The sequence below is a fragment of the Stenotrophomonas sp. 28608_Sma genome, assembly GCF_056486185.1.
In genome coordinates, this window is record NZ_CM151308.1 from 3492806 (window position 1) to 3516150 (window position 23345).

General features: G+C 67.7%; 22 protein-coding genes. 6 read left to right on the forward strand and 16 right to left on the reverse strand.

Going from position 1 to position 23345, the window contains the following annotated elements:
• The first annotated feature begins 20 nt into the window (after positions 1 to 20).
• The 3 genes from ACZLHH_RS16625 to ACZLHH_RS16635 are packed head-to-tail and all read left to right on the forward strand — an operon-like array spanning position 21 to position 3923.
• Positions 21 to 1907 carry a DUF3413 domain-containing protein gene (locus ACZLHH_RS16625; protein WP_180845436.1) on the forward strand — a complete coding sequence of 629 codons (1887 nt, stop codon included), beginning with the start codon at positions 21 to 23 and terminating at the stop codon, positions 1905 to 1907.
• Between the two features lie 20 nt (positions 1908 to 1927).
• Entirely contained in the window at positions 1928 to 3073 is a 1146-nt protein-coding gene (locus ACZLHH_RS16630) for a glycosyltransferase family 4 protein (protein ID WP_032128255.1), read from the forward strand.
• The gene (locus tag ACZLHH_RS16635; RefSeq protein WP_071229135.1) at positions 3066 to 3923 is read left to right on the forward strand and encodes a polysaccharide deacetylase family protein; all 858 of its coding nucleotides are present in this window, start codon (positions 3066 to 3068) and stop codon (positions 3921 to 3923) included. The genes ACZLHH_RS16630 and ACZLHH_RS16635 overlap by 8 nt, the downstream gene beginning before the upstream one ends.
• An 81-nt stretch (positions 3924 to 4004) precedes the next feature.
• Here the strand turns inward: ACZLHH_RS16635 and glmM are convergent, their stop codons facing one another.
• The 5 genes from glmM to trpB form a co-directional block, all read right to left on the reverse strand.
• Positions 4005 to 5366: a phosphoglucosamine mutase gene (glmM, locus tag ACZLHH_RS16640; RefSeq protein WP_032128253.1), complete on the reverse strand. Its 1362-nt coding sequence runs from the start codon at positions 5364 to 5366 to the stop codon at positions 4005 to 4007.
• The gene (accD, locus tag ACZLHH_RS16645; RefSeq protein ID WP_005410473.1) at positions 5366 to 6241 is read right to left on the reverse strand and encodes an acetyl-CoA carboxylase, carboxyltransferase subunit beta; all 876 of its coding nucleotides are present in this window, start codon (positions 6239 to 6241) and stop codon (positions 5366 to 5368) included. The genes glmM and accD overlap by 1 nt, the downstream gene beginning before the upstream one ends.
• A 218-nt stretch (positions 6242 to 6459) precedes the next feature.
• A complete protein-coding gene (gene trpA, locus ACZLHH_RS16650; protein WP_180845124.1) occupies positions 6460 to 7269 on the reverse strand; it encodes a tryptophan synthase subunit alpha in 810 nt (269 codons plus the stop codon).
• A 1-nt stretch (position 7270) separates the two neighbouring features.
• Complete coding sequence (locus tag ACZLHH_RS16655; RefSeq protein ID WP_049423832.1) at positions 7271 to 7951, reverse strand: hypothetical protein; 681 nt, start codon at positions 7949 to 7951, stop codon at positions 7271 to 7273.
• Complete coding sequence (trpB, locus tag ACZLHH_RS16660) at positions 7948 to 9165, reverse strand: tryptophan synthase subunit beta (RefSeq protein ID WP_180845123.1); 1218 nt, start codon at positions 9163 to 9165, stop codon at positions 7948 to 7950. The genes ACZLHH_RS16655 and trpB overlap by 4 nt, the downstream gene beginning before the upstream one ends.
• A 97-nt stretch (positions 9166 to 9262) precedes the next feature.
• Here trpB and ACZLHH_RS16665 point away from each other — a divergent pair, with 97 nt between their 5' ends.
• Positions 9263 to 10150 carry a LysR family transcriptional regulator gene (locus ACZLHH_RS16665; RefSeq protein WP_180845122.1) on the forward strand — a complete coding sequence of 296 codons (888 nt, stop codon included), beginning with the start codon at positions 9263 to 9265 and terminating at the stop codon, positions 10148 to 10150.
• A gap of 48 nt (positions 10151 to 10198) precedes the next feature.
• Here ACZLHH_RS16665 and ACZLHH_RS16670 read toward each other — a convergent pair whose 3' ends face one another.
• The 10 genes from ACZLHH_RS16670 to prmB form a co-directional block, all read right to left on the reverse strand.
• On the reverse strand, positions 10199 to 12055 hold the full coding sequence (locus ACZLHH_RS16670) for a C40 family peptidase (RefSeq protein WP_180845121.1): 1857 nt from the start codon (positions 12053 to 12055) through the stop codon (positions 10199 to 10201).
• Positions 12056 to 12103: 48 nt separating this feature from the next.
• Complete coding sequence (locus ACZLHH_RS16675; protein ID WP_180845120.1) at positions 12104 to 12793, reverse strand: hypothetical protein; 690 nt, start codon at positions 12791 to 12793, stop codon at positions 12104 to 12106.
• Between the two features lie 253 nt (positions 12794 to 13046).
• On the reverse strand, positions 13047 to 13703 hold the full coding sequence (locus ACZLHH_RS16680; RefSeq protein WP_019660598.1) for a phosphoribosylanthranilate isomerase: 657 nt from the start codon (positions 13701 to 13703) through the stop codon (positions 13047 to 13049).
• The gene (truA, locus tag ACZLHH_RS16685; protein ID WP_180845119.1) at positions 13700 to 14470 is read right to left on the reverse strand and encodes a tRNA pseudouridine(38-40) synthase TruA; all 771 of its coding nucleotides are present in this window, start codon (positions 14468 to 14470) and stop codon (positions 13700 to 13702) included. Before truA ends, ACZLHH_RS16680 begins: the two co-directional genes overlap by 4 nt.
• Positions 14471 to 14502: 32 nt before the next feature.
• Positions 14503 to 14865: a VOC family protein gene (locus ACZLHH_RS16690; protein WP_032128247.1), complete on the reverse strand. Its 363-nt coding sequence runs from the start codon at positions 14863 to 14865 to the stop codon at positions 14503 to 14505.
• Positions 14866 to 14891: 26 nt separating this feature from the next.
• On the reverse strand, positions 14892 to 16946 hold the full coding sequence (locus ACZLHH_RS16695; RefSeq protein WP_180845118.1) for a FimV/HubP family polar landmark protein: 2055 nt from the start codon (positions 16944 to 16946) through the stop codon (positions 14892 to 14894).
• 148 nt (positions 16947 to 17094) lie between these two features.
• Positions 17095 to 18123 carry an aspartate-semialdehyde dehydrogenase gene (locus tag ACZLHH_RS16700; RefSeq protein WP_012511725.1) on the reverse strand — a complete coding sequence of 343 codons (1029 nt, stop codon included), beginning with the start codon at positions 18121 to 18123 and terminating at the stop codon, positions 17095 to 17097.
• 93 nt (positions 18124 to 18216) lie between these two features.
• Complete coding sequence (locus tag ACZLHH_RS16705) at positions 18217 to 19254, reverse strand: 2-hydroxyacid dehydrogenase (RefSeq protein ID WP_049423825.1); 1038 nt, start codon at positions 19252 to 19254, stop codon at positions 18217 to 18219.
• Positions 19247 to 20350: a chorismate synthase gene (gene aroC, locus ACZLHH_RS16710; RefSeq protein ID WP_071229128.1), complete on the reverse strand. Its 1104-nt coding sequence runs from the start codon at positions 20348 to 20350 to the stop codon at positions 19247 to 19249. The genes ACZLHH_RS16705 and aroC overlap by 8 nt, the downstream gene beginning before the upstream one ends.
• Positions 20347 to 21276, reverse strand: coding sequence for a 50S ribosomal protein L3 N(5)-glutamine methyltransferase (gene prmB, locus ACZLHH_RS16715; RefSeq protein ID WP_180845117.1), 930 nt, complete (start codon positions 21274 to 21276; stop codon positions 20347 to 20349). Before prmB ends, aroC begins: the two co-directional genes overlap by 4 nt.
• A 122-nt stretch (positions 21277 to 21398) precedes the next feature.
• Between prmB and ACZLHH_RS16720 the strand changes: the two genes are divergently transcribed.
• Complete coding sequence (locus tag ACZLHH_RS16720) at positions 21399 to 22049, forward strand: SCO family protein (protein WP_006381470.1); 651 nt, start codon at positions 21399 to 21401, stop codon at positions 22047 to 22049.
• On the forward strand, positions 22046 to 22888 hold the full coding sequence (asd, locus tag ACZLHH_RS16725) for an archaetidylserine decarboxylase (RefSeq protein WP_005410489.1): 843 nt from the start codon (positions 22046 to 22048) through the stop codon (positions 22886 to 22888). Before ACZLHH_RS16720 ends, asd begins: the two co-directional genes overlap by 4 nt.
• Positions 22889 to 22978: 90 nt before the next feature.
• On the opposite strand, the gene ACZLHH_RS16730 is transcribed toward asd, so the two are convergent.
• Entirely contained in the window at positions 22979 to 23326 is a 348-nt protein-coding gene (locus tag ACZLHH_RS16730) for a ribonuclease E inhibitor RraB (protein WP_180845116.1), read from the reverse strand.
• Positions 23327 to 23345 lie beyond the last annotated feature (19 nt).

Genomic DNA, 23345 nt, shown 5'->3' on the forward strand with positions numbered 1-23345 from the left:
ACCTGCCGCCTCCGTCCTTCATGCGCCCTGCTGCTCCTTCTGCCAACACCTCCCTGCCCTCCGGCCCGGCACGTCACTGGCGCCGATTGGCCTGGTGGTCGCTGTTCGTGGCCGGCAACGCGCTGCTGGCGATGGCGATCACGCTCGGCAACGTACCGCTGGCCGACAACCCCGGTGGCGCAATCGGCCTGGTTTACCTGTCCGTCGCTCTGCCGGGGCATCTGCTCGCCTTCGGTGCCCTCGCAGGCCTGCTGCCGCTGCTGCTGGGCCTGTGGCCGCGCAGCGCGCGCACGCTGAGCATCAGCGCCGTGCTGCTGCAGGGCCTGTGGCTGTGCCTGCTGCTGGTTGATGCGAAGGTTTTCACTCTGTATCGGTTCCACCTCAATGCCATGGTGGTGAACATGGTGTTCGGCGGCGCGCTGCAGGACCAGGTCGCGCTGTCCTGGAAAACCTGGCTGCAGGCCGGACTGCTGGTCGCCGCCATCTTCGCCGCCGAAGGCCTGCTGGCCTGGGCATGCTGGAAGCTGTTGCCCGCCCTGCCCCGCCGCCGCCGGGTCCTGCAGGCCTGGGCAGTGGTCGCTCTGCTGATGGGGGGGGGCCAGGTCGCCACCGCCTACTACGATGCCCGCGGCGACCGCGACGTCATCGCGCAGTGGAACTACCTGCCCTGGGCGCAGCCGATCACCGCCAAGAGCTTCATGCGCAAACTGGGCGTTGTCAGCGAACAGCAGGCTGGCCTGCCTGACCCGCGCCATGCGCAGCTGCTGTATCCGCTGCAGCCCCTGCGCTGCCAGAACCCACATCGGCCGAATGTGCTGATGGTGGTGCTGGAGTCGCTGCGCCAGGACGCCATGACGCCGCAGCTGATGCCCAATACGACGGCACTGGCACAGGCTTCGCGCGTGTACGACCAGCATTTCAGCACCGGCAACGCCACTCGCTACGGCCTGTTCGGCCTGCTCTACGGCCTGCCCGGCGGCTACTGGCAGAGCATGCTGGACGAACAGCGCGGCTCGCAGCTGTTCCAGGTGCTGGGCCAGCAGGGCTACGACCTGCACCTGTACGGCAGCGCGCCGCTGTACAGCCCGGAGTTCGACCGCACCGCCTTCGCCGACGTACGCGACCAGCTGCACCAGGGCCCCTCCGCCCTGACACCCGACAAGCGTGACGCAGCCATCGTCACCGCGCTGCAGAACGACATCCGCACCAGCCAGGCCGCGCAGCACCCGTGGTTCGGCTTCGTGTTCCTCGACTCCACCCACGCCGGCTACCACCTGCCCGCCAGCTACCCGCCGGTGGCCACGCCGATGGCCAAGGAGATCGACTTCCTGTCCTTCGGCCCGGACCACGACCCGACGCCGGAGCTCAACCGCTACCGCACCGCCGTGCACTACGCCGACAGCCTGGTCGGCTCGCTGCTGGACGACCTTCGCACACAAGGCCTGGCCGAGAACACCATCGTGCTGGTCACCGGTGACCATGCCGAAGAGTTCAACGACCTCAAGCTGAACTACTGGGGTCACAACGGCAACTTCTCCGACTACCAGCTGCAGGTGCCGTTCGTGCTGCACTGGCCTGGCCAGCCCAGCGGCCATGAGATGCGCACCAGTTCGCATGAGGACTGGGTGCCGACGTTGATGCGCCACGCACTGGGCTGCGAGAACGCCCTGAGCGACTTCAGTACTGGCCAGGACCTGCTGGCCGCGCCCACCACCAGCGAACGTGCGCTGGTGGTGGAGAGCTGGTCGCAGCGCGCGGTACGCCATGGCGATGCCATCTACGTGTTCGACAAGTTCGGCAACGCCACCGCGCTCGACCGGCACTACCGTCCGCTGCCGCAGCAGGCGCCGGACGCCGCCGCCATCCGCTCCGCATGGGAAGCGCTGACCCGCTTCCGCAACCGCTGAACTTCAAGGACCGATCCTGCATGAACCGTCCGCTGCGCATCCTGCATACCGAAGCCGCCAAGGGAATGGGCGGGCAGGAGATCTACATCTTCCGGCACATGCAGGTGATGCGCGCGCGTGGCCATGAAGTGTCGTTGCTGTGCCAGCCCGATGCGCGCCTGGCCACACTGGCACGCGACGACGGTTTCACCGTGCATACGCTGCGCATGGGAGGCCTGGCACGCCTGCTGCGCGGCGTGTGGTCGGTATCGCGACTGGTGCGCCGCGAACGCTACGACGTGGTCAACACCACCAGTCGCCGCGATGCGCTGATCGCCGCCGCCGGTGCACGCCTGGGTGGCACGCCGCTGGTGGTGCGCTCACGCCACCTGATGAGCCCGGTCAATTCGCTGCTGACCTATACCGGGCTTCCGCACCGGGTGTTGACCGTCAGCAGCTTCGTCAAGCAGCTGCTGGCCGACCGTGGCATTCCGGCCGAGCGCATCGGCATCGTGCCGCCTATCGCGGTTCCGCCGCGCTGGAGCGAGATCCGCAAGGCCGATCCCTGGCAGTGCCTGCAGGACGCGCGCGCGCAGGTGCGTGCCGAGCTCGGTTTCGGCGAACAGGACATCGTGGTCGGCTGCGTGGCGGTACTGCGCGAGCCCAAGGGCCATGCCGACCTGCTGCAGGCGATGATCCCGCTGTGCAAGGCCAACCCGGACCTGCACCTGGTGATCGTCGGTGATGGCCAGGCCGTGACGGAACGACTGCAGGCGATGTGCGCCGAGCACGGCCTGCAGCGCCAGGTGCACCTGCTCGGCTACCGCGATGGAGCCTGCCGGCTGATGGCCGGCTTCGACATCTTCGCGCTGGCCTCGCACAAGGAAGCGGCCGGCACCGTGTTCCTGGAAGCGGCTTATGTGGGCGTACCGATCGTAGCCACGCGGGTGGGTGGCGTGCCGGAGATGGTGGTCGATGGCAGCAATGCGATCCTCACCCGTTTGGGAGACAATGCCGCCCTGACAGGTGCTTTGCGCCTGCTGGTGGACGACCCGGAACGGCGGCGGCAGATGGGCCGCGCTGGCTGGGACTGGATGCACGGCGCGCACCGCTTCACGCCGGACGGCCACGGCGAAGCCACCGAACACTACTACCACCAGTGGCTGAAGGAGCTGGGACATGGCTGATGCGCGAACCGTTCCGGTGCTGATGCACCACCATGTCAGCCCCTCGCCGGGCATGATCACCGTGTCGCCGGAAAACTTCGAAAGCCAGATCGCGTGGCTGGCAGGCAATGGCTGGACCTCACTGACGCTGGAGCAGTACGCCGGCTTCCTGGCCGGCAAGCCGGTGCCGCGCAAGTCGATCGTCATCACCTTCGACGATGGCTACCTGGACAACTGGGTGTATGCCCATCCGATCCTGCAGAAGTACGGCATGCATGCCGTGGTGTTCGTGGTCACCGGCTGGATGGGCGAAGGCCCGGAACGTCCGCATGCCGGCATTGCTGGAGCGACGCTGCCGTCGACGCCGGACCATCGCGGCTGCGAAGCGGCGATCTACGAGCAGGACCGCAGTGACGATGTGATGATGCGCTGGAGCGAAGCACGTGCGGCCATCGCCGCCGGCACCTTCGAAGTGCATTGCCACACCCATACCCACACCCGCTGGCTGCGCCGTGACGATCTGGACCGTGCGCAGCGCCGCGCGGGCCTGAGCCGGGATCTGGCGATCTCGCGCGAAGTCCTGCAGGACAAGCTTGGCGACGTGTCCGATACCTTGTGCTGGCCGTACGGTGATTTCGACCAGGATCACATCGAAGTGGCGCGCGAGCAGGGCTTCCGCTACCTGCACACCACCCACCCGTTCGGCCGCAACGTGATCGGTGGCGACCCGGAACGCATCTATCGTTTCGCGATCCGCAACCGCCCGGCCAACTGGCTGCGCAAGCGCATCCGCCTGAGTTACAACCCGCTGATCGCGCCGCTGTTCAATGGGTTCAAGGCACGCCAGAAGAAGATGGTGCCGGGGCCCTGAACACGCCATCCCCCCTGGCCGCCGCAAAAGAAAACGCCCCGGAATTCCGGGGCGTTTTCTTTGTACGGATGTGCAGTCGCCTCAGCTGGCGGCTTCACGCACCGCAGCGGACAAGCGGTCCAGCGTCTGCTGCATCAGCGTGGCGTCATCGGCTTCCACGGTGACCCGAACCACCGGCTCGGTACCGGACGGCCGCAGGAACGCGCGGCCACGGCCGGCTACGGCCTGCTGCGCCACAGCCAGCGCGGACTGCACGCTTTCAGACTGCACCGTGGCCTTGGCCGAGACATTGCCCAGACGCACGTTGACGGTCTTCTGCGGCACCCGCACCAGGCCCTTCAGTGCCTGGCGCAGGGTCTGCCCACTGTTGCGCAGCGCGACCAGCACCTGCAGCGCGCTGACGATACCGTCACCGGTGGTGGCCCGGTCCAGGCACAGCAGATGGCCCGACGCTTCCCCACCGAGTACACCGCCGCCTTCGACCAATGCCTGGTGCACGTAGCGGTCACCAACGTTGCTGCGCACGAACGGGATCTGCAGATCGGCGAAAGCTTTCTCCACGCCGTAGTTGCTCATCAGCGTGCCGACCACCGGGCCGCGCAGGCGGCCTTCGTCCTTCCAGGCGCGGGCCAGGATGTACAGCAGGTCATCACCGTCGACCGGGTTGCCCTGGTCGTCGGCCATCAGCACACGGTCGCCATCACCATCGAACGCGATGCCGAGATCGGCACGGGTCTCGCGGACTTTGGCCGCCAGGTTGTCGATATGGGTGGAACCCACACCGGCGTTGATGTTGACGCCGTTGGGCTCGGCACCGATGCCGATCACCTCGGCCCCCAGTTCGCGGAACAGCAGCGGTGCGATCTGGTAGGTGGCGCCGTGTGCGCAATCCAGCACCAGGCGCACGCCACGCAGGTCGAACGCGCGCGGCACGCTGGCCTTGCAGAACTCGATGTAGCGGCCGACCGCTTCACGCGCACGCGATGCCTTGCCCAGCTTCTCCGATTCGGCGGTGGTGAACGGAACGTCCAGCGCCGCTTCCAGGGCAAGTTCGGTGGCATCGTCGAGCTTCTCGCCCTGGGCCGAGAAGAACTTGATGCCGTTGTCGTAATGCGGGTTGTGCGAGGCGCTGATGACGATGCCGGCGTCCACGCCCAGCGTGCGGGTCAGGAACGCCACCGCCGGGGTCGGCATCGGCCCCAGCAGCTGTACGTCGGCGCCGGCGGCGACCAGGCCGGCTTCCAGTGCCGCTTCGAACATGTAACCGGAAATGCGGGTGTCCTTGCCGATCACCACGATCGGCCGGCGCCCGTCCTGGCCGCGCTGGGCGACCAGGACACGGCCCAGGGCATTGCCCAGGCGCAGCACGAAGTCGGCCGAGATCACGCCCTGGCCGACCCGCCCACGGATGCCATCAGTACCAAAGTACTTGCGGCCTCCCATCAAGCCACCTCCGGCGCCGGCTGACGGCCCAGCATTGCCAGCAGATCGGACAGGCGGTCGCGCATTTCGCGGCGGTCGCAGATCTGGTCGATGGCACCGTGCTCCAGCAGGAACTCCGAGCGCTGGAAGCCTTCCGGCAGCTTCTCGCGCACGGTCTGCTCGATCACGCGCGGGCCGGCGAAGCCGATCAGCGCCTGCGGTTCGGCGATGTTGATGTCGCCCAGCATCGCGAACGAGGCCGACACACCACCGGTGGTCGGGTGGGTCAGCACCGAGATGTACGGCAGGCCCGCTTCACGCAGCTTGCCCAGCGCGGCCGAGGTCTTGGCCATCTGCATCAGCGAGAACAGGCCTTCCTGCATGCGCGCGCCGCCACTCTGCGAGAAGCACACGTACGGGGCGCCGATCTCGACCGCGGTTTCGGCGGCCAGCGCGAAACGCTCACCCACCACCGAGCCCATCGAGCCACCCATGAAGGCGAAGTCGAACGACGAGGCCACCAGCGCACGGCCCTTGAGCAGGCCGCGCATGGCGATCAGCGCGTCGTACTCGCCGGTGTTCTTCTGCGCGATCTTGATGCGCTCGCTGTACTTCTTCTGGTCCTTGAACTTGAGCAGGTCGGTCGGGCCCAGGCGCGCACCGATCTCGGTGGTGCTGTCGGCGTCGAACAGGGCGGCCAAGCGCGCACGTGCGCGGATCGCCATGTGGTGGCCGCACTTCGGGCAGACCTCCAGGTTCTCTTCCAGTTCCGGACGGTACAACGCGCTGCCGCAGTTGCTGCACTTTTCCCACAGGCCCTCGGGGACACTGCGCTTCTTGCTGGGGGTGTTGTCGGTGCGGATGCCGGACGGCATCAACTTGCTGAGCCAACTCATGCGGGAGGACACTTCCGTTCAGGGCGGCCCAAGGGCCGCAAAGGCGGACAGTCTAGCTCCGCTTTCCCCGCCCGTGCACCCCCTTGCCGGACACGGGGCCGCCGGAAAAAACCATGCTGGGACGTACGTTTAGGTGCGGGGAAGTGCCAGCCGCTGGCCGGCAACCCTTGTCGCACACGCGGCCCAGGCGTGTGCCGGCCAGCGGCCGGCACTACCCCTCAGGCGTCCAGCGCCTGCCGCAGCGGAGCCAGGAAGGTTCGAGCGCGCTGCGCGGCCTCTTCAGCCGAGCCCGCTTCGGCCAGCGCCGCCACCAGCGCGCTGCCGACCACCACGCCGTCGGCCTGGCGGGCCATCGCCGCAGCACTGTCGGCATCCTTGATGCCGAAGCCGGCCACCACCGGCACCGAAGCGCGCGCGCGCAGGGCCTGCAGGCGGGCACTGGCGGCATCGCTGTCCAGGCGCTCGGACGCGCCGGTGACACCGGCAAAGCTGACGTAATAGAGATAGCCACGGGCCAGCGCCAGCAGCTTGTCGGCGCGCGCCTCGCTGGTAGTTGGCGACGCCAGCAGGACCAGTGCCAGGCCCGCTGCATCGAAGGCCTGCTGCGCTTCGCCGGCTTCTTCCGGCGGCAGGTCGACCAGCAGAACGCCGTCCACACCCGCCTCCACGGCTGCCGTTGCGAAGGCCGCGTAGCCATGGATCTCCACCGGATTCAGGTAGCCCATCAGCACCACCGGCGTCTGAGCGTCACGCTCGCGGAACTGCGCAACGGCCTGCAGCACGTAGCGGCTGCCAGCACCACGCGCCAGCGCGCGCTCGGAGCTGCGCTGGATGGTCGGGCCGTCGGCCATCGGGTCGGAGAACGGCACGCCCAGTTCGATCACATCGGCACCGGCATCGACCAGCGCGTGCATGACCGGCACGGTGGCCTCCAGCGAGGGATCACCGGCGGTGACGAAGGGAATCAGCGCCTTGCGCTGCTGTTCGCGCAGACGCAGGAAACAGGCATCGAGTCGGGATACGGGCATTTCAGGCACATCCTTCAATCAGTTCAATCGCATCGCTGGTTCCCCAGTACATCCGGGTGACCTTCCCTTCAAACAGTTCCAGGCGGATACCCAGGTCCGAACCCGGGTCCTGCCAGGTGAGGTACTCGCCCTGGTCACCGTCGTAGGCATGCGGGCTGGATACCGGCGGCTTCGGGAACTGGGCCATGGCCTGGGCGCGGGTCATGCCGATGCGCAGGCCGAATGGACCGGGCTGTTCAACCGGCAGTTCCGGGTCGTCGCCCGGCTTCAGATCAAAACGGACCACGCGGTCGTCGTCGGTCATCATCGACACGCCCGGCGGCAACCCCCTGCCATCGTAGTACTCGCAGTCGCCTTCGAAGAACTCTTTCGCGCCCTGTGCCTTCCAGGGCCCCAGTGACTTCAGGTCCCCCATGTGCTGGCCGACCAGCACTTCGCCGGCATGGTCCAGTGCCACCGAGGCGACGGCGGGGGCGTTGTCGCCGTTGCTCTCTTCCGCAGACGGCGGATCGACGATCGGCGTACGCGCCATCGGGTCGAGGTCATCGTTGGCGGCCGGCTGCTGTGCGGACTGCGCGGTGGCTTTGGCGGCCGGCGCAAGCACTGGCGGTTCCGGCGGCTGGCACGCGGCCAGGCCCAGCACCAGCAGAAGCACCCCGCTGTTCCGCAGCAGCGCGCTCACAGCACCAGCCCTTCGCGCGCGGCGATGGTATGCACGTCCTTGTCGCCACGGCCGGACAGATTGCAGAGGACGATCTGGTCACGCGGACGACCGCGCGCCAGCTTGATCGCCTGTGCCAGCGCATGGCTGGATTCCAGCGCCGGCAGGATGCCCTCGGTGTGCGCCAGCAGGTGGAAGGCCTGCAGCGCTTCCTCATCGGTGATGCCGAGGTAGCGCGCGCGGCCGGTATCGGCCAGGAACGCGTGCTCCGGCCCGACACCCGGATAGTCCAGGCCGGCTGATACCGAGTGGGTCTCGATGATCTGGCCGTCGTCGTCGCACAGCACATAGGTGCGGTTGCCATGCAGCACGCCCGGCCGACCGGCGGCGATCGATGCGGCGTGGCGGCCGGTGCCGATGCCGTCGCCGGCGGCTTCGGCGCCAACGATCTCGACCTGGCGATCGTTGAGGAAGGCGTGGAACAGGCCGATGGCATTGCTGCCGCCGCCGACGCAGGCGGTGATCGCATCCGGCAGGCGGCCGTACTCGGCCAGCATCTGCTCGCGTGCTTCGCGGCCGACGATGGCGTTGAAATCGCGCACCATGCGCGGGTACGGATCCGGACCAGCCACGGTGCCGATGATGTAGAAGGTGTCCTGCACGTTGGTCACCCAATCGCGCATCGCTTCGTTGAGCGCGTCCTTCAGGGTGGCCGAGCCGGAGGTGACCGGCACCACCGTCGCACCGAGCAGCTTCATTCGGTAGACGTTGATCTTCTGCCGCTCGATGTCGGTGGCGCCCATGTACACCACGCATTCCAGGCCCAAGCGCGCGGCAACGGTGGCACTGGCCACGCCATGCTGCCCGGCACCGGTCTCGGCGATGATGCGCTTCTTGCCCATCCGCGCGGCCAGCAGCGCCTGGCCGATGGTGTTGTTGATCTTGTGCGCACCGGTGTGGTTCAGGTCCTCGCGCTTGAGCAGGATCTGCGCACCGCCGACATGATCGCTCAGGCGCTGGGCGTGATAGATCGGGCTCGGCCGGCCCACGTAATGGGCCAGGTCGCGGTCGTAAGCGGCCTGGAATGCCGGGTCCTGGCGGGCCTGGTCATAGGCCTGGGCCAGTTCCTGCAGCGGGCCGACCAGGGTTTCGGCAACGAAGCTGCCGCCGTAGCGGCCGAAGTGGCCCTGGGCATCCGGGAAGGCGTGGTAGTCGGCAATGGGGGAGGCAGACATGGAAGCGACCGCTGGTTCGAGACAGGTGGATACTCTAGCGCACGGGTCGTGACCGGAAAATGGATATTATCTGGCGCATATCGTCAGGAAATCTCACATGAGTCGTTCCCTGCTGCCTCCCCTCAATGCGCTGCGTGCGTTCGAGGCCACCGCCCGTCTGGGCGGGGTTGGGCGCGCCGCGCAGGACCTGCATGTCACCCACGGCGCGATCAGCCGGCAACTGAAGCTGCTGGAGGATCATCTCGGCCTGGCATTGTTCCAGCGTGCCGGCCGCGGGCTGCGCCTGACCGCTGCGGGCACGCGACTGCAGGCCGCGTGCAGCGAGGCGTTCAGCGGCATCGAAGACTGCGTGCGCGAGCTGCGCCGGCCGACGGCGGCCCCAGCACTGGTGCTGGGCTGCAGCGGCAGCGTACTGGCGCGCTGGATGATCCCGCGCCTGCCCGTGCTGCAGGCCGCCCTGCCCGGCGTGCGCCTGCAGTGGTCGGCGCTGGATGGCAGTTTCACCGAAGCACAGGCTGCGCTGGATGCCGTACTACTGCTGGCGCAGGGGCCGTGGCCACGGGGCTGGCAGGTGCGTGAGCTGGCGCCGGAACGGGTCGGCGTGGTGGTGGCACCCTCGCACCCGGCCGCGCAGCGCCTGCGGCAGGTACCGCCCTCGGCGCTGCTGCAGGAAACGCTGCTGCACACCAGCTCACGGCCACAGGCGTGGCCGGCGTGGGCGCAGGCGCACGATCTGGACACCGCGAAGCTGCAGCTGGGCACCGCTTTCGAACATCTGTACTACCTGCTGGAAGCAGCCGTGGCCGGGCTGGGCCCGGCGATCGCACCGGAGCCACTGGTGGCCGAAGATCTGGCAGCAGGCCGGCTGGTCGCACCGTGGGGGTTTACCGCCACCGGCGGCTTCTGGGTGCTGGCGCGGCCGGATGGCCCGGCCGATGCACGGGTGGACGCCCTGGCCGACTGGGCAGCAGCACAGCTGCAATGAGACGAGGCCCCGGGCGGCGTTCACCGCCCGGAGCCGGCAACACAGGCCTCAGCGACCGCCCATCGCGACCCGCTGCTGCTCCTCATGCACCTGCTGCTGGTGCGAAGGATCTGCCAGCAGCTTGGCACTGGTCTGCTCCAGCGACGGCGGCGCCTGGGCCAGGTCCACCGCGGTGCGGAAGCCCGGCGTCGTGCCCATCACGAACGCCTTGCCATCCTGCACCGTGATGCTCTGCAGCTTGTCGGCCGCGTCGATTCCGTTCTGCTTTGCATGCAGGGTGATATTGGCGGCAGCCTCTTCGGAAAACACGCTGGGAAGCTTGCTGCGGACGGCGTTGTGCAGTGCGTGGTCCGGATGCGATGCATCGTTCAGCGACGGCCCCTTCGGTACAGCCGCTGCAGGTTCATGGCCCTGCGCACGGCCCGCCGCCAGCGCGGCAGCGGTCTGGCGACCGACAATGCCATCGGCCACCAGCCCCTGCTGTTTCTGCAGCGCGATCACCGCTTCGCGGGTGTGATCACCAAAACGACCATCCTCTGACAACCGATGGCCCTGCGCATCACGCACACCGAGCTGGTTGAGAGTCTGCTGCAACGCCTGCACGTCGGCGCCACGCTGCCCCTGCTTCATCACCTCGCTGGCGGCCGCGTGTGATGCAGCCGGCTGCACGGTGGCGGTTGGCCGGGACAGCGCAGGTTCGCCATTGCCGTGCAGCGGCGCGCGCACCTGGAATTCCGGCTTCGGTGTCAGCGCACCAACGATGCGGGTGCTTCCGCCATCCCAGTACCCGCCCGGCCGGATGGTGACTTCGGCCGGCCCGGTGCTTCCCTGTGAACCGATGAACTGGATGTTTCCCTGCGCGTCGTAGCCTTTGAAAATGCCGACATGCTGGCCCTGCGACGAGGAGAACATCAGGATGTCGCCCTGCTTCAGCGATCCGTTCGGTTTGCGTGCTTCGGCAGCCGAGGTCACATCGAAATGCTCGCGTGCGTAAGCCGTGGTGTTCGCACCATTGAACAGCGTCGACGTAGTGAACCCCGCAGCGTTCTCGCCCCGCACGTCGTAACCCGCGTTCTTCAGGCCGCGCCATACGAACGCCGAGCAATCCACGCCGAAGCGTCCGTCACCATCGAGGTCACGCTCCAGCCGGCTGCTGTCGCGACCCGGGCGCGGATGGTCCGGGCGCCCGTATTCGTACTGGCGGCCTGAGGCCATGAAATGCTGATAGGCCTCGTTGTAGAGCGCGGCACTGCCGACTGCAGCCGCGGCCTGGCCCGCAGCGGGCGCCGCCGCCGAAGGCGTCTGTACCTGCGGTTGGGTCTGAGTCTGCACGGGCGCAGCCGCCGGTGTGCGCGTGGGAGGCTGCTGCGTGGCAACCTCACCCGGCTGCCAGCCCTCGAAACGGCGGATGCCGTCGGCCAGCACTTCACGCTCGCGCACGCTCATCTGGCCGACGGTCTTCGAGCGCAGGTCGACACCCTGGCGATCGCCTTCGGCATAGATGGTGGCCGCCTGCTCCTTGTGGTGGGTGGTGCCGCTGTAATCCTTGGTGGAGTAGCTCGGCAGCATTTCCTCCACGGTCTTGTCGCCGAACCGGCGTTCGAGCAGCTGGATCTTCGCCACCCGGCCGGCTTCATAGCTTTCGAAAACCGCGTTGCCCCATTGGTCAAGATCGACCACGCCCTTGTAGCGCCCCTGCGCCGATTCCAGCGCCTGCTCGCGGGTACGCGGATTGGTCACCGTCTTGTCCGCGCTGCCGGCGAATTCAAACTTGAGATTGCCAGGATTATTGTTGCGCCACGAGACGCTGCCGCCTGATCGTTCGACGACACTGCCATCGTCCATTTCCAGCGTGCGCGTGGTACCTACGCTGCTGACCAGCCGGGTGATTTTTGGATCCGACATGAGCTGTTCCTTTGCCAGTGGTTGATTGGACCGCTCCCCTGGCGGTGATTACATTCCGTTGGAAAACACGTCGAGCACGTCCGCACTGACCCAGCCCTGTGCGCAGTTCCCGGCGTAACGTCCCGGCGCCGCCGCATGGCAGGCCTCGCCCCCCGTGGTCGCCAGGCCAGTGATCGGCCTGTCGCCATAGGTGTCACACAACGTGTTGCCCTTGCACTTGCCGACCGTCGCAGCGGGAACCGCAACGACGTAATAGAACAGCGGATTCTGTCCGGTGCGCCCGATGCCCTGCACGCAGACCAGCTGCCCCTTCGACAGCTTCGCGGTCACGCTGGCCTTGCTGCCGGTGGATGGCACCGCACTCAACGTCTCCACGCCCTTGGCATCGGCTACGCCCGCGAAGAAGCCATGGTCGCCACAGTCCGGCGACAGTTCGACATCGTAGAAATCACCGCTGTCCACATCGCCGGCCGTGCAGCCGCTGCCCGTACTGGCGTTGCTGCATTTCACGCCACTGGCCTGGATCAGCGCAGTCAGGCCGTCGGCTGCCGGTGCTGCCGCCGGAACCGTGGCCGGTGCTGTGGCAGGTGCATCTGCCGGTGCGGCAGCGGCCGGTGCCGATGCGGTCGGGGCGGATGAGTCACCGGCCGCACACGCGCCCAAGGCAAGCAGCAGGCCGGGCACGAGCGTCAGGCGGGCCAGGCGGATACGGCGGAAAGAGAGATGGGGCATATCCATTGCGTCCTCGTTCGGAAGGTAGGGCGTATCTCAGGGGTGCGGCCAGCGACACGCACACGGCATCGCGCCCAGCCAAGACAGGCTGGGCGCATTGTGTCCGATCAGATGTTCGGAGGGTGTCGACTTTTTGGCGCTGAAACCTGAATTACCCGAAAGCGTGATATTCATCGCATTCAGGATTCGCCCGCCTTCACGGCACGGCGGAATGCACCGTCGACGATGACATTCCGGGTGACCCCTCAGGTGACGCGGATCACTCCAGAACGGTGCAATCCGCGCGACGCACTTCTTCGACGAAGGTGCGCATTTTGTAGCCGTCCTTGATGCCCGGCTCCAGCTCGATGCCGCTGGACACGTCCACGCCCCACGGCAGCGTCGCCAGCACAGCATCGTAGACGTTCTCAGGGTTCAGGCCACCGGCCAGCAGGAACGGCCGGTGCAACCCGGTCGGAACGCGGCCCCAGTCGAACGCCACGCCGGTGCCGCCACCGCCACCCGGGGCGTGGCTGTCGAACAGGAAGCCGGCAGCGCTGGGGTAGCGCAGCTGCAGGGTGCGGGCGTTGACCTCTTCACGGCCGCCCATGGCGATCGCCTTCAGGTACGGCATGTTGAAGCTGCGGCAGAAGCTTTCGTCTTCCTCACCATGGAACTGCAGCAGGGTCGGACGTACCGTACGCAGCACCTCGCGCACTTCCTCCTTGCTGTTGTTGCGGAACAGCGCCACCACGTCGACCATCGGCGCGATCGCCTGGCGCATCGCGCGGGCCTCGGCCGGTGCAACCCGGCGGCTGCTCTCGCGGGCAAAGATGAAACCCACTGCGTCCACGCCCAGCTCACCGGCCAGGCGGACGTCGCCGGCACGGGTCATTCCACAGAACTTGATGCGCGTACGGTAGTAGGAACGGCTCATAGCGTGACCTCGGCGGGCAGATGCCAGTTGTCGGGGTACAGGGGCCCAAGGAACACCAGGCCCTGCGGCGGTGCGGTGGGACCGGCTACGGTGCGATCGCGCCCGGCCAGCAGTTCGGCGATCCATTCCACCGGTTTTTCGCCGCTGCCCACCAGGATCAACGATCCGACGATATTGCGGACCATGTGATGAAGAAATGCATTGCCACGTACTGCGACTTCAATCACTTCGCCCTGGCGGCTGACCTGCAGCGACTGCAGTTCACGCCGCGCATGCAGCGCCTGGCACTGCACCGAACGGAACGCGCTGAAGTCATTTTCGCCGATCAGGGCCTGGCCGGCGGCGTGCATCAGCGTCTCGTCCAGCGCCCGGCGCTCCCAGCTGAGGGTCTGCCGCTCCAGCGCCGGCCGTACCTCGCGGTTGAGCAGCCGATAGCGATAGCGGCGCGCACGCGCGGAGAAGCGGGCGTGGAAATCATCGGCCACCGGCACGCACCAGCGCACCGCGATCGAGCGCGGCAGGCGGGTGGTGGTGCCGAGCATCCAGGCGCGCGGATCGCGCACCACGTCGGTATCGAAATGCACGACCTGGCACTGGCCATGCACGCCGGCATCGGTGCGGCCGGCGCAGATCACCTGCAGCGGCGCATCAGCCACCGATGACAGGGCCTGCTCGAGGCTGGCCTGCACGCTGGGACCACCCTCGCCCAGGTTCTGCCAGCCCCTGAAATCGCTGCCGTCGTACTCGACGCCAAGCGCATAACGCATGTGCTACCTCGATGTTGCGGATGGGGCGGCGCTCAGGCCGGATCGCGTTCGGACCAGACCGCCAGTTCGTTGCCACCGGGCTCGACGAACTGGAAGCGGCTGCCACCGGGGAAAGAAAACACCGCGCGCACGATCTCGCCGCCTGCGTCGCGCACGGCGGCCTCGACCGGTGCCAGTGCGTCGGCATACAGCACCAGCAGCGGTGCACCGCTGTCGCTGGCCCGCTGCGGCTGGCCACGGAAGAAGCCGCCCTGCAGGCGGCCATCGTCGAACGCCGTGTAGTCGCTGCCGTAGTCGACGAACGACCAGCCGAACACCTTCTCGAAGAAGGCACGGCTGGCAGCCGGGTCGCTGGACGCGAATTCAACGTAGTCGATGCGGCGTTCGCGGCTCATGGCAAGGTCCTTGTCGGCAGATTCGGTCACGGCAGGCGGGCCAGCAGTTCGCGGGCCTGGGCCTGGCTGTGCAGGTCACCGCCTTCGGCGACTTCCAGCAACAGCGTGCGCGCCGTCTGCGCGTCGCCCAGATCGAGGTAGGCAATGGCCAGTTCCAGGCGCTCCTGGCCGGCACGTGGCGACCAGCCGGCGTCGCCGGCAGGCGCGGCCGCGCTCGACGCGATGTCGTCGGAATGAGAGGCCTCGATGCTGCCATGGTCGATGCCGTCGACGGCTTCGGGATGAGCGGCATCCGCCAGCGCCTCGTTGTCATGCGCGTCGGCCGGCAGATCGAACACGCCGCGGAACTGCGGCTGCTGTTCGGCATGCAGTGCGTAGTCCGGCACCGCCACTTCGGCCGGCGCCTGCGGTACAACGCGTTCGTCCTGCAGCGGCGCGGCGACGACAGCCTCGTCGGCGGTGGTTGCGGAATCGTCCCAGCGCGGCAGATCGGTCACCGCTTCGGGCAAGGCCACCGCGTCCTCGTCGCGCAGCGTGTCGGCCTGCCCTTCGGCCCGTACCGCGTGCTCGACGACGGGTTCGGCGACCACTACGTCGTGCACTTCGGGTTCGGTCGCCCAGTCGGGCATCGCCGGTTCCTGGCGGCCGTTGCCGGCAACAGCCGATGACCACGAGGACTGCTCGGCCAGCGTATCCAGCGCCGCACCCGCCGGCACCGCTGCGGCCAGGCCGGCGGCATCGTCTTCCTCACGCAGCGGCGGCAGCGGCGACGGCTTGCGACGACGCAGCAGCCAGGCGGCGCCCGCCGCCAGCAGCAGCACCGGCAGCCCCAGCCAGTACCACGGCGTTGCCGCATCGCGGGCATCCGGTGCCTGCGCCAGGCGCTGCTGCGCGGCGGCCAGATCGTTGTCCTTCATCGCGATCAGCGACTGCTGCTGTTCCTTGAGCTTTTCCAGGTCGGCCACGCGCTGCTTCAGCTCGCCGATCTCGGCATCGCGGGTGGCGATGTCCTCACGCGCCTGGCGCAGTTGTTCGTTGCCCAGCATGTCACCCTCGCTGCCGGCAGCGGTGCCGGTGGTTGTGCCCGCGTGCGCGGCGTCGGACGCCAGCGCCGGAGCGATCTCAAGTCGTGCCCCATTGGCCGCAGCCGGGGAAGAAGCGTTCGTGGCTGCCGCCTTGGCAACCGGTGCGGCCATGCCCACCGGTTGCGGCACGGTACGCGCCTGCCGCCATTGCGCGGCATGCTCGCGCACGAGCGTCGCCGCTTCGGCAGCGTCGACCGCAGCAAGCGCATCACTGCCGGGCATGCGCAGCACCGCACCCTGCTTGAGCAGGTTGACGTTGCCGCGGATGAAGGCTTCGGGATTGGCACGCAGCAGGGCGATCATCGCGCGGTCGCGACTGACCTGGTTGCCACGTGCCACCGCACTGGCGATCTCCGACAGGGTCTGCCCGCGCTGCACGGTGATGCTGCCATCGGCCGCCGGTGCAGCAACTGGCGCGGAGGCCGCACGCGGGCGTGCCGGTGCTGGCGCCACCGCTGGTGGCGGCGTCGTGGGCGTCTCTGCTGCTGGCACCGAAGCCGGTGCTGGTTCACGCACGATGGTATTGGAGAGCGTACCGGCCGGCGCGACGATTTCCGGCTCGGCCACGGCCAACGCACTGGGCGGCGCATCGACCAGTGCCGAGTACTCACGCACCAGGCGGCCCTGGCCCCAGTCGGCTTCGATCAGGAAGCTGAGCGACGGCGTCTCCACCGGCGCCTGCGAGGTGACGCGCACCACCGCCCTGCCCTGCGTGTCGCGGGTCAGTTCGAACTGCAGTTCACTGACCAGTCCGGTTGGCCGCTGCAGGCCGACACGTTCGAAGGTGACCGGTGAGGCCAGCGCCACGCGCAGGTTTTCCAGTTCGGACGGGTCCGCCGAGACCACCGGGATTTCGGCCAGCAGGGGCTGGCCCGGCTTGGACAGGACCCGGATGTCGCCCAACCCCAGGGCAAGCGCCGAACTGCTGGCCAGGGCGAGCAGTGCGGCGGACAGATAGGTGAGCGGGCGCTTTGCGCCCTTGGCCCGTTTATTCATGGGCGACACTATAAAGCGTGCGGACCGGGGTCCGCACCCACCGATGGGAGACCTTCGGTAGTGCCGGCCGCTGGCCGGCACACACGCACGCCCCCATCACGGCAATACCGGCCAGCGGCCGGCACTACCGGTGAGGCAACCGCTGTGATCAGCGCTGCTCGGCGGCGACCAGCTCGGCCAGCTGCACGGCATTCAACGCCGCGCCCTTGCGCACGTTGTCCGACACGATCCACAGGTTCAGGCCGCGCGGGTGCGACAGGTCCTCACGGATGCGGCCGACGTACACCGCGTCGGTGCCCGACGCATGCGTGACCGGGGTCGGATAGCCGCCAGCCTCGTGGCGATCCACCACTTCGATGCCCGGCGACTGCTCCAGCAGCGCGCGCGCTTCTGCGACGGTCACCTTGTCGCGGGTCTCGATCGCGACCGACTCGGAGTGGCCGTAGAACACCGGCACACGCACTGCAGTCGGGTTCACCAGGATGCTGTCGTCACCGAGGATCTTGCGGGTCTCCCAGATCAGCTTCATCTCTTCCTTGGTGAAGCCATTGTCCTGGAAGTCGTCGATGTGCGGGATCAGGTTGAAGGCGATCTGCACCGGGAAGCGCTGCGGATCGATTTCCTGGAAACTCAGCAGCTGGCCGGTCTGCTTGCCCAACTCCTCGGTTGCCGAACGGCCACCGCCGGACACCGACTGGTAGGTGGAGACGTTGATGCGCTCGATGCCGTACTTGCGGTGCAGCGGTGCCAACGCCACCAGCATCTGCATGGTCGAGCAGTTCGGGTTGGCGATGATGCCGCGCGGACGGTTGGCGACCTGCTCCGGGTTGACCTCGGACACCACCAGCGGCACGTCATCGTCGTAACGGAAGGCCGAGGAGTTGTCGATCACCACCGCACCCGCTGCGGCGAACTTCGGTGCGTATTCCTTGGACACGCTGCCGCCGGCCGAGAACAGGGCGATCTCGACGCCGCTCGGATCGAAGGTGGCCAGGTCCTGGACCTTGACCTTCTGGCCGTTGAATTCGATCTCACCGCCGGCCGAGCGCTCGGAAGCGAGGACACTCAGGGTACCGACCGGGAAATCACGCTCGGCCAGGATCGACAACATGGTCTCGCCGACCGCACCGGTGGCACCGACGACGGCGACGTGGAAACTGCGCTGTGCATTGCTCATGGGGGAAACTCTCACGAAAACGGGGATGGGGAAAAAAACACGCACGACAGCTGGGTTCGGGGAACCTCCTCAAGCGGGGCGCGCGGAGGTTCCCTATCGTTTCCCGGTTTTTTTGCCCAGAGTCACGCGCGCGGCCATCGCCGCGTCAGCGTTGATCGCGCTCGGCATGCGCGACGGGCCGCCGTCCAGGCCGAGCCCGGCAACCAGATTATCCACGGCCAGCTGTACCATCGCCGTGCGCGTGGCCAGCGAGGCGCTGCCGATGTGCGGAGTGAGCACGACGTTGCGCAGCGCCAGCAGTTCGGGGCGCACCTTTGGCTCGCCTTCGTACACATCCAGACCCGCTGCAGCAAGGCGGCCGTTGGCCAGCGCATCGGCCAGCGCGATCTCATCGACCAGGCCGCCGCGGGCGATGTTCACCAGCGTCGCCGACGGCTTCATCTTCGCCAGTGCGGCGGCATCGATCAGGTGATGCGAGGCCGGGGTATACGGCAGCACCAGCAGCAGGTGATCGGCCTGCGCCAGCAGCGTGTCCAGGTCAACGTAACGGGCCCCCACCTCCGCTTCGGTCGCGGCCGGAAGCTGCGAACGGTTGTGGTACAGCACCTTCATGCCGAAACCGTGCGCGCCGCGACGGGCGATGCCCTGGCCGATGCGGCCCATGCCAAGGATGCCCAGCGTACTGCCGTGGATGTCGGCACCGAGCATGGTCTGGAACGACCACTGCTTCCACTGGCCTTCGCGCAGCCAGCGCTCGGATTCAGTGATGCGGCGCGCGGCGGCCATCAACAGAGCGAAACCGAGATCGGCGGTGGTTTCAGTCAGGACGTCCGGGGTATTGCTGGCGAGGATGCCGGCCGCGCTAAGCGCGTCGACATCCAGGTTGTTGTAGCCGACACCGACATTGGCGATCACCTGCAGCTGCGCGGCATCGGCCACCTGTGCTGCGCCGATGCGCTCGTTGAGGGTGATGATGGCGCCGTCGGCGCTGGCCAGCTGTTCGGCGATCTGGTCGGGTGACCAAGCGGTGACGGTGTCGGTGCTGCGCAGCTGCACGCGATCGCGCAGCGGCGCGATGGCCGCGTCGATCAGCGGCTGGCTCACCCACACGGTCGGCCGCGTGTCAGCCATCGATCTGCCCGGGAATACGCGGGGTGATCGTGCCGACATCGCCGCACTGCGCGCGATGACGCAGCGCCTGGTCCATCAGCACCATCGCCACCATCGCCTCGGCGATCGGGGTGGCGCGGATGCCGACGCAGGGATCGTGGCGACCGGTGGTGACCACCTCGACCACGTTGCCGGCGGTGTCCAGCGACGGGCCCGGCAGGCGCAGGCTGGAAGTCGGCTTCAACACCATCGACGCAACCACCGGCTGGCCGGTGGAGATGCCACCGAGGATGCCGCCGGCATGGTTGCTGGCGAAGCCCTGCGGGGTCAGCAGGTCACGGTGTTCGGTGCCCTTCTGTGCGGCGCTGGCGAAACCGTCGCCGATCTCAACGCCCTTCACCGCGTTGATGCTCATCAGCGCGGCAGCCAGTTCGCCATCGAGCTTGCCGTAGATCGGCTCGCCCCAGCCTGGCGGCACGTTGTCGGCCACCACGTCCACGCGCGCACCGACCGAATCACCGGACTTGCGCAGCGCATCCATGTACGCCTCCAGCTCGGGCACCTGTGCGGCGTGCGGCCAGAAGAACGGGTTGTCTTCCACCGCCGACCAGTCGAAACCGGCCGGGGTGATGTCGCCCAGCTGCGACAGGTAACCGCGCACGGTGACGCCGAAGCGTTCGGCCAGCCACTTCTTGGCGACCACGCCGGCGGCCACGCGCATGGTGGTCTCGCGCGCCGAGGAACGGCCGCCACCGCGCGGGTCGCGGATGCCGTACTTGTGCCAGTAGCTGTAGTCGGCATGACCCGGCCGGAACTGCTGGCCGATGTTCACGTAATCCTTGCTGCGCTGGTCGGTGTTGCGGATCAGCAGCGCGATCGGCGTGCCGGTGGTCAGGCCCTCGTACACGCCGGACAGGATCTCGACCTCATCGGCCTCGCGGCGGGCCGAGGTGTGCCGGCTCTTGCCGGTCGCGCGACGCTGCAGGTCATGGGCGAATTCGGCCGCGTCCAGCGCCAGCCCCGGAGGGCAGCCATCGATCACGCAGCCGATGGCCGGCCCGTGCGACTCGCCGAACGTGGTGACGGTGAACAGCTTGCCGAACGAATTGGAGCTCACGGGCGCTGCGCCGCCAGTTCGGTGATGCGCGCGCTGTGGGCGATCAGCTCGCGGCACTCGACCGCGAAGATGCCCATCTGGCCGACCTTGAACTCGATCCAGGCGAAGTCGACTTCCGGCAGCAGCTTGATCAGGTGCTGCTCGGATTCGCCCACTTCGCAGATCAGCAGGCCGTCCTCGCTCAGGTGCAGCGGGGCGTCACGCAGGATCTTCAGCACCAGGTCCAGGCCGTCGTCGCCGGCACGCAGGCCCATTTCCGGCTCGTAGGAGTACTCCTGCGGCAGGGCATCGGTCTCGTCGTTGGTGACGTACGGCGGATTGGTGACGATCAGGTCGTAGTGGCGACCGGTCAGGCCGCTGAACAGGTCCGACTTGAGCAGGGTGACGTTGTGCGCCTGCAGGCGCTCCTTGTTTTCTTCGGCAAGCGACAGTGCATCGTCGCTCAGGTCGACGCCGTCCACTTCCCAGTTCGGGTAGTAGTGACCCATGGCAATGGCGATGCAGCCCGAGCCGGTGCACAGGTCCAGCGCACGGCTGACATCACGGCCGGCCAGCCACGGCTCGAAGCCGCACTCGATCAGTTCAGCGATCGGCGAGCGCGGCACCAGGGCGCGCTTGTCGCTCTTGAAGCTCAGACCGGCGAACCAGGCCTCACCGGTCAGGTAGGCGGCCGGGATGCGTTCGTCGATGCGACGCTGGAACAGTTCCAGCACACGCACCTTCTCTTCCTGCAGCAGACGCGCCTGGCCGTACGCCGGGCCGAGGTCGTGCGGCAGGTGCAGGCTGTGCAGCACCAGCTGGGTGGCCTCATCCAGCGCGTTGTCGTAGCTGTGCCCGAAGGTCAGTCCGGCTTCGTTGAAACGGCTGGTGCCGTAGCGGATCAGATCGATGATCGTGTGGAGTTCGGCGGCCGTTTCAGCGGTCATGGCGGTACTGCGGGCAAAGTGGCCCCCGATTATAGGGGCTGGCGCCCGCGGCGGCATCCGTTGCGGCAGAAACGATCGGGCCGCAGCCGGTATGATGGAGCCCACTTCGCGCGGGGGCTCCCATGTTCAATCGCAACGCCGGCATCATCCTGCTGATCGCCCTGGCGGCGGGTCTCGGCCTGCTGGCCGCCCAGCAGGTGTTCGCGCCGAAACCGCCGGCCAATGCCCCGGCCACCGAAGCGATCACGCTGTACCCGCAGCCGCGCGAACTGCCCGATTTCAATCTGGCCCAGTCCGACGGCACCCGCCTGATCCCGGGCGAACTGAAGGGTCACTGGACCCTGGTGTTCCTGGGCTTCACCTTCTGCCCGGACGTCTGCCCGACCACCCTGGCCGAGCTGGCCGGCGCGCAGAACCAGTGGGAGGCCCTGCCCGACAGCCTGCGCCCGCGCGTGCTGTTCATCTCGGTCGACCCGGACCGTGACAGCGCCACCCGCCTCGGCGAGTACGTGCACGGCTTCCACAAGGACACCCTGGCCGCCACCGCCGATGTGCCCTCGCTGGAGCGCTTCGCCACCTCGCTGGGCTTCGTGTTCCAGAAGGTGCCGGGCAAGCACTTCGACGAGAACCCCGAGGATTACACCGTCGAGCACTCGGCCAGCCTGGCCGTGCTCGACCCGCAGGGCCGCCTTGCCGGCCTGGTGCGACCCCCGTTCAACGCGCCGGCCATTGCCCGCGACCTGCAGAAGCTGACCGAGAAAACCGCCCCATGAGCCTCACCACCGCCCTGACGTACGCCCTACCCCACCGCCTGCTGTCCTCGATGGCGCGTTCGCTGGCGTACTCGGACGATCCGCGCGTGTCGCGCTGGCTGATCGACACGGTCACCCGCAAGTTCAACGTCAATCTGGACGAAGCGGCCAACCCGGACCCGCGCAGCTATGCCACCTTCAACCAGTTCTTCACCCGTGCGCTGAAGCCGGGTGCGCGCGTGGCTGACGCCGATCCGCGCAGCCTGGTGATGCCGGCCGACGGCCGCATCAGCCAGCTGGGGAAGATCGAGGCCGGCCGCATCTTCCAGGCCAAGGGCCAGTCATTCACCGCTGCCGAACTGCTGGGCAGTGACGAGGACGCCAAGCCATACAACGATGGCCTCTACGCCACGGTGTACCTGTCGCCGCGCGATTACCACCGCGTGCACATGCCGTGGACCGGCACCCTGCGTGAGACCGTGCACGTGCCGGGGCGCCTGTTCAGCGTTGGTCCGGCGGCAGTGAACGGCGTACCGCGCCTGTTCGCCCGCAACGAGCGCCTGGTCTGCCACTTCGACACCAGCTTCGGCCCGATGGTCAGCGTGATGGTCGGTGCGCTGCTGGTGTCCGGGGTGGAAACCGTGTGGAGCGGCGAAGAGATTCCGCACTATGGCGACCGCATCACCCGCAAGGACTACCGCGGCCAGGGCATCAGGCTGGAGCGCTTTGCCGAGATGGCGCGCTTCAACTACGGCTCCACCGTGATCGTACTGCTGCCGCCGGGCGTGGCTGACTTCGCCCCGCAGCTGGGCGCTGAAAGCCCGGTGCAGCTGGGCCAGGCGCTGGCGAAACTGCGCTGAGGCTTCGGTAGTGCCGGCCGCTGGCCGGCATCTCCGCTGATCCAACGCGTCGAGCATTGCCGGCCAGCGGCCGGCACTACCGGTCGCGCGTTACTGCAGGGACGGGGCCGGACCGACGTCCATGCCGTCGTAGTCTTCCACGCCCTTCTCCGCGGCCAGCGCTGCGAATTCCTGGTTGCGGCGGTCAAGCGAGGCTTCGTCGTGGATCTCCACGCGCTCCACATGCAGCACGTGGAACGGCGAGTCGCCCTCTTCCGGATCCTGTTCGAACAATTCCACGAAGGTGTAACCCTGCGCCTGCAGGTGCTGCGCCAGTGCCTGCAACGGCTCGGCAGTGGAGTGCACGAAGAAGTACCCCCACAGCAACGGGCCGGTGATGTCCCAGTCGGTGTTTTCGCGGAGGTTGGCGAACAGGTTGCGGGTGTCTTCGAGGTCCATGCGGATTCCAGGGTCGGGG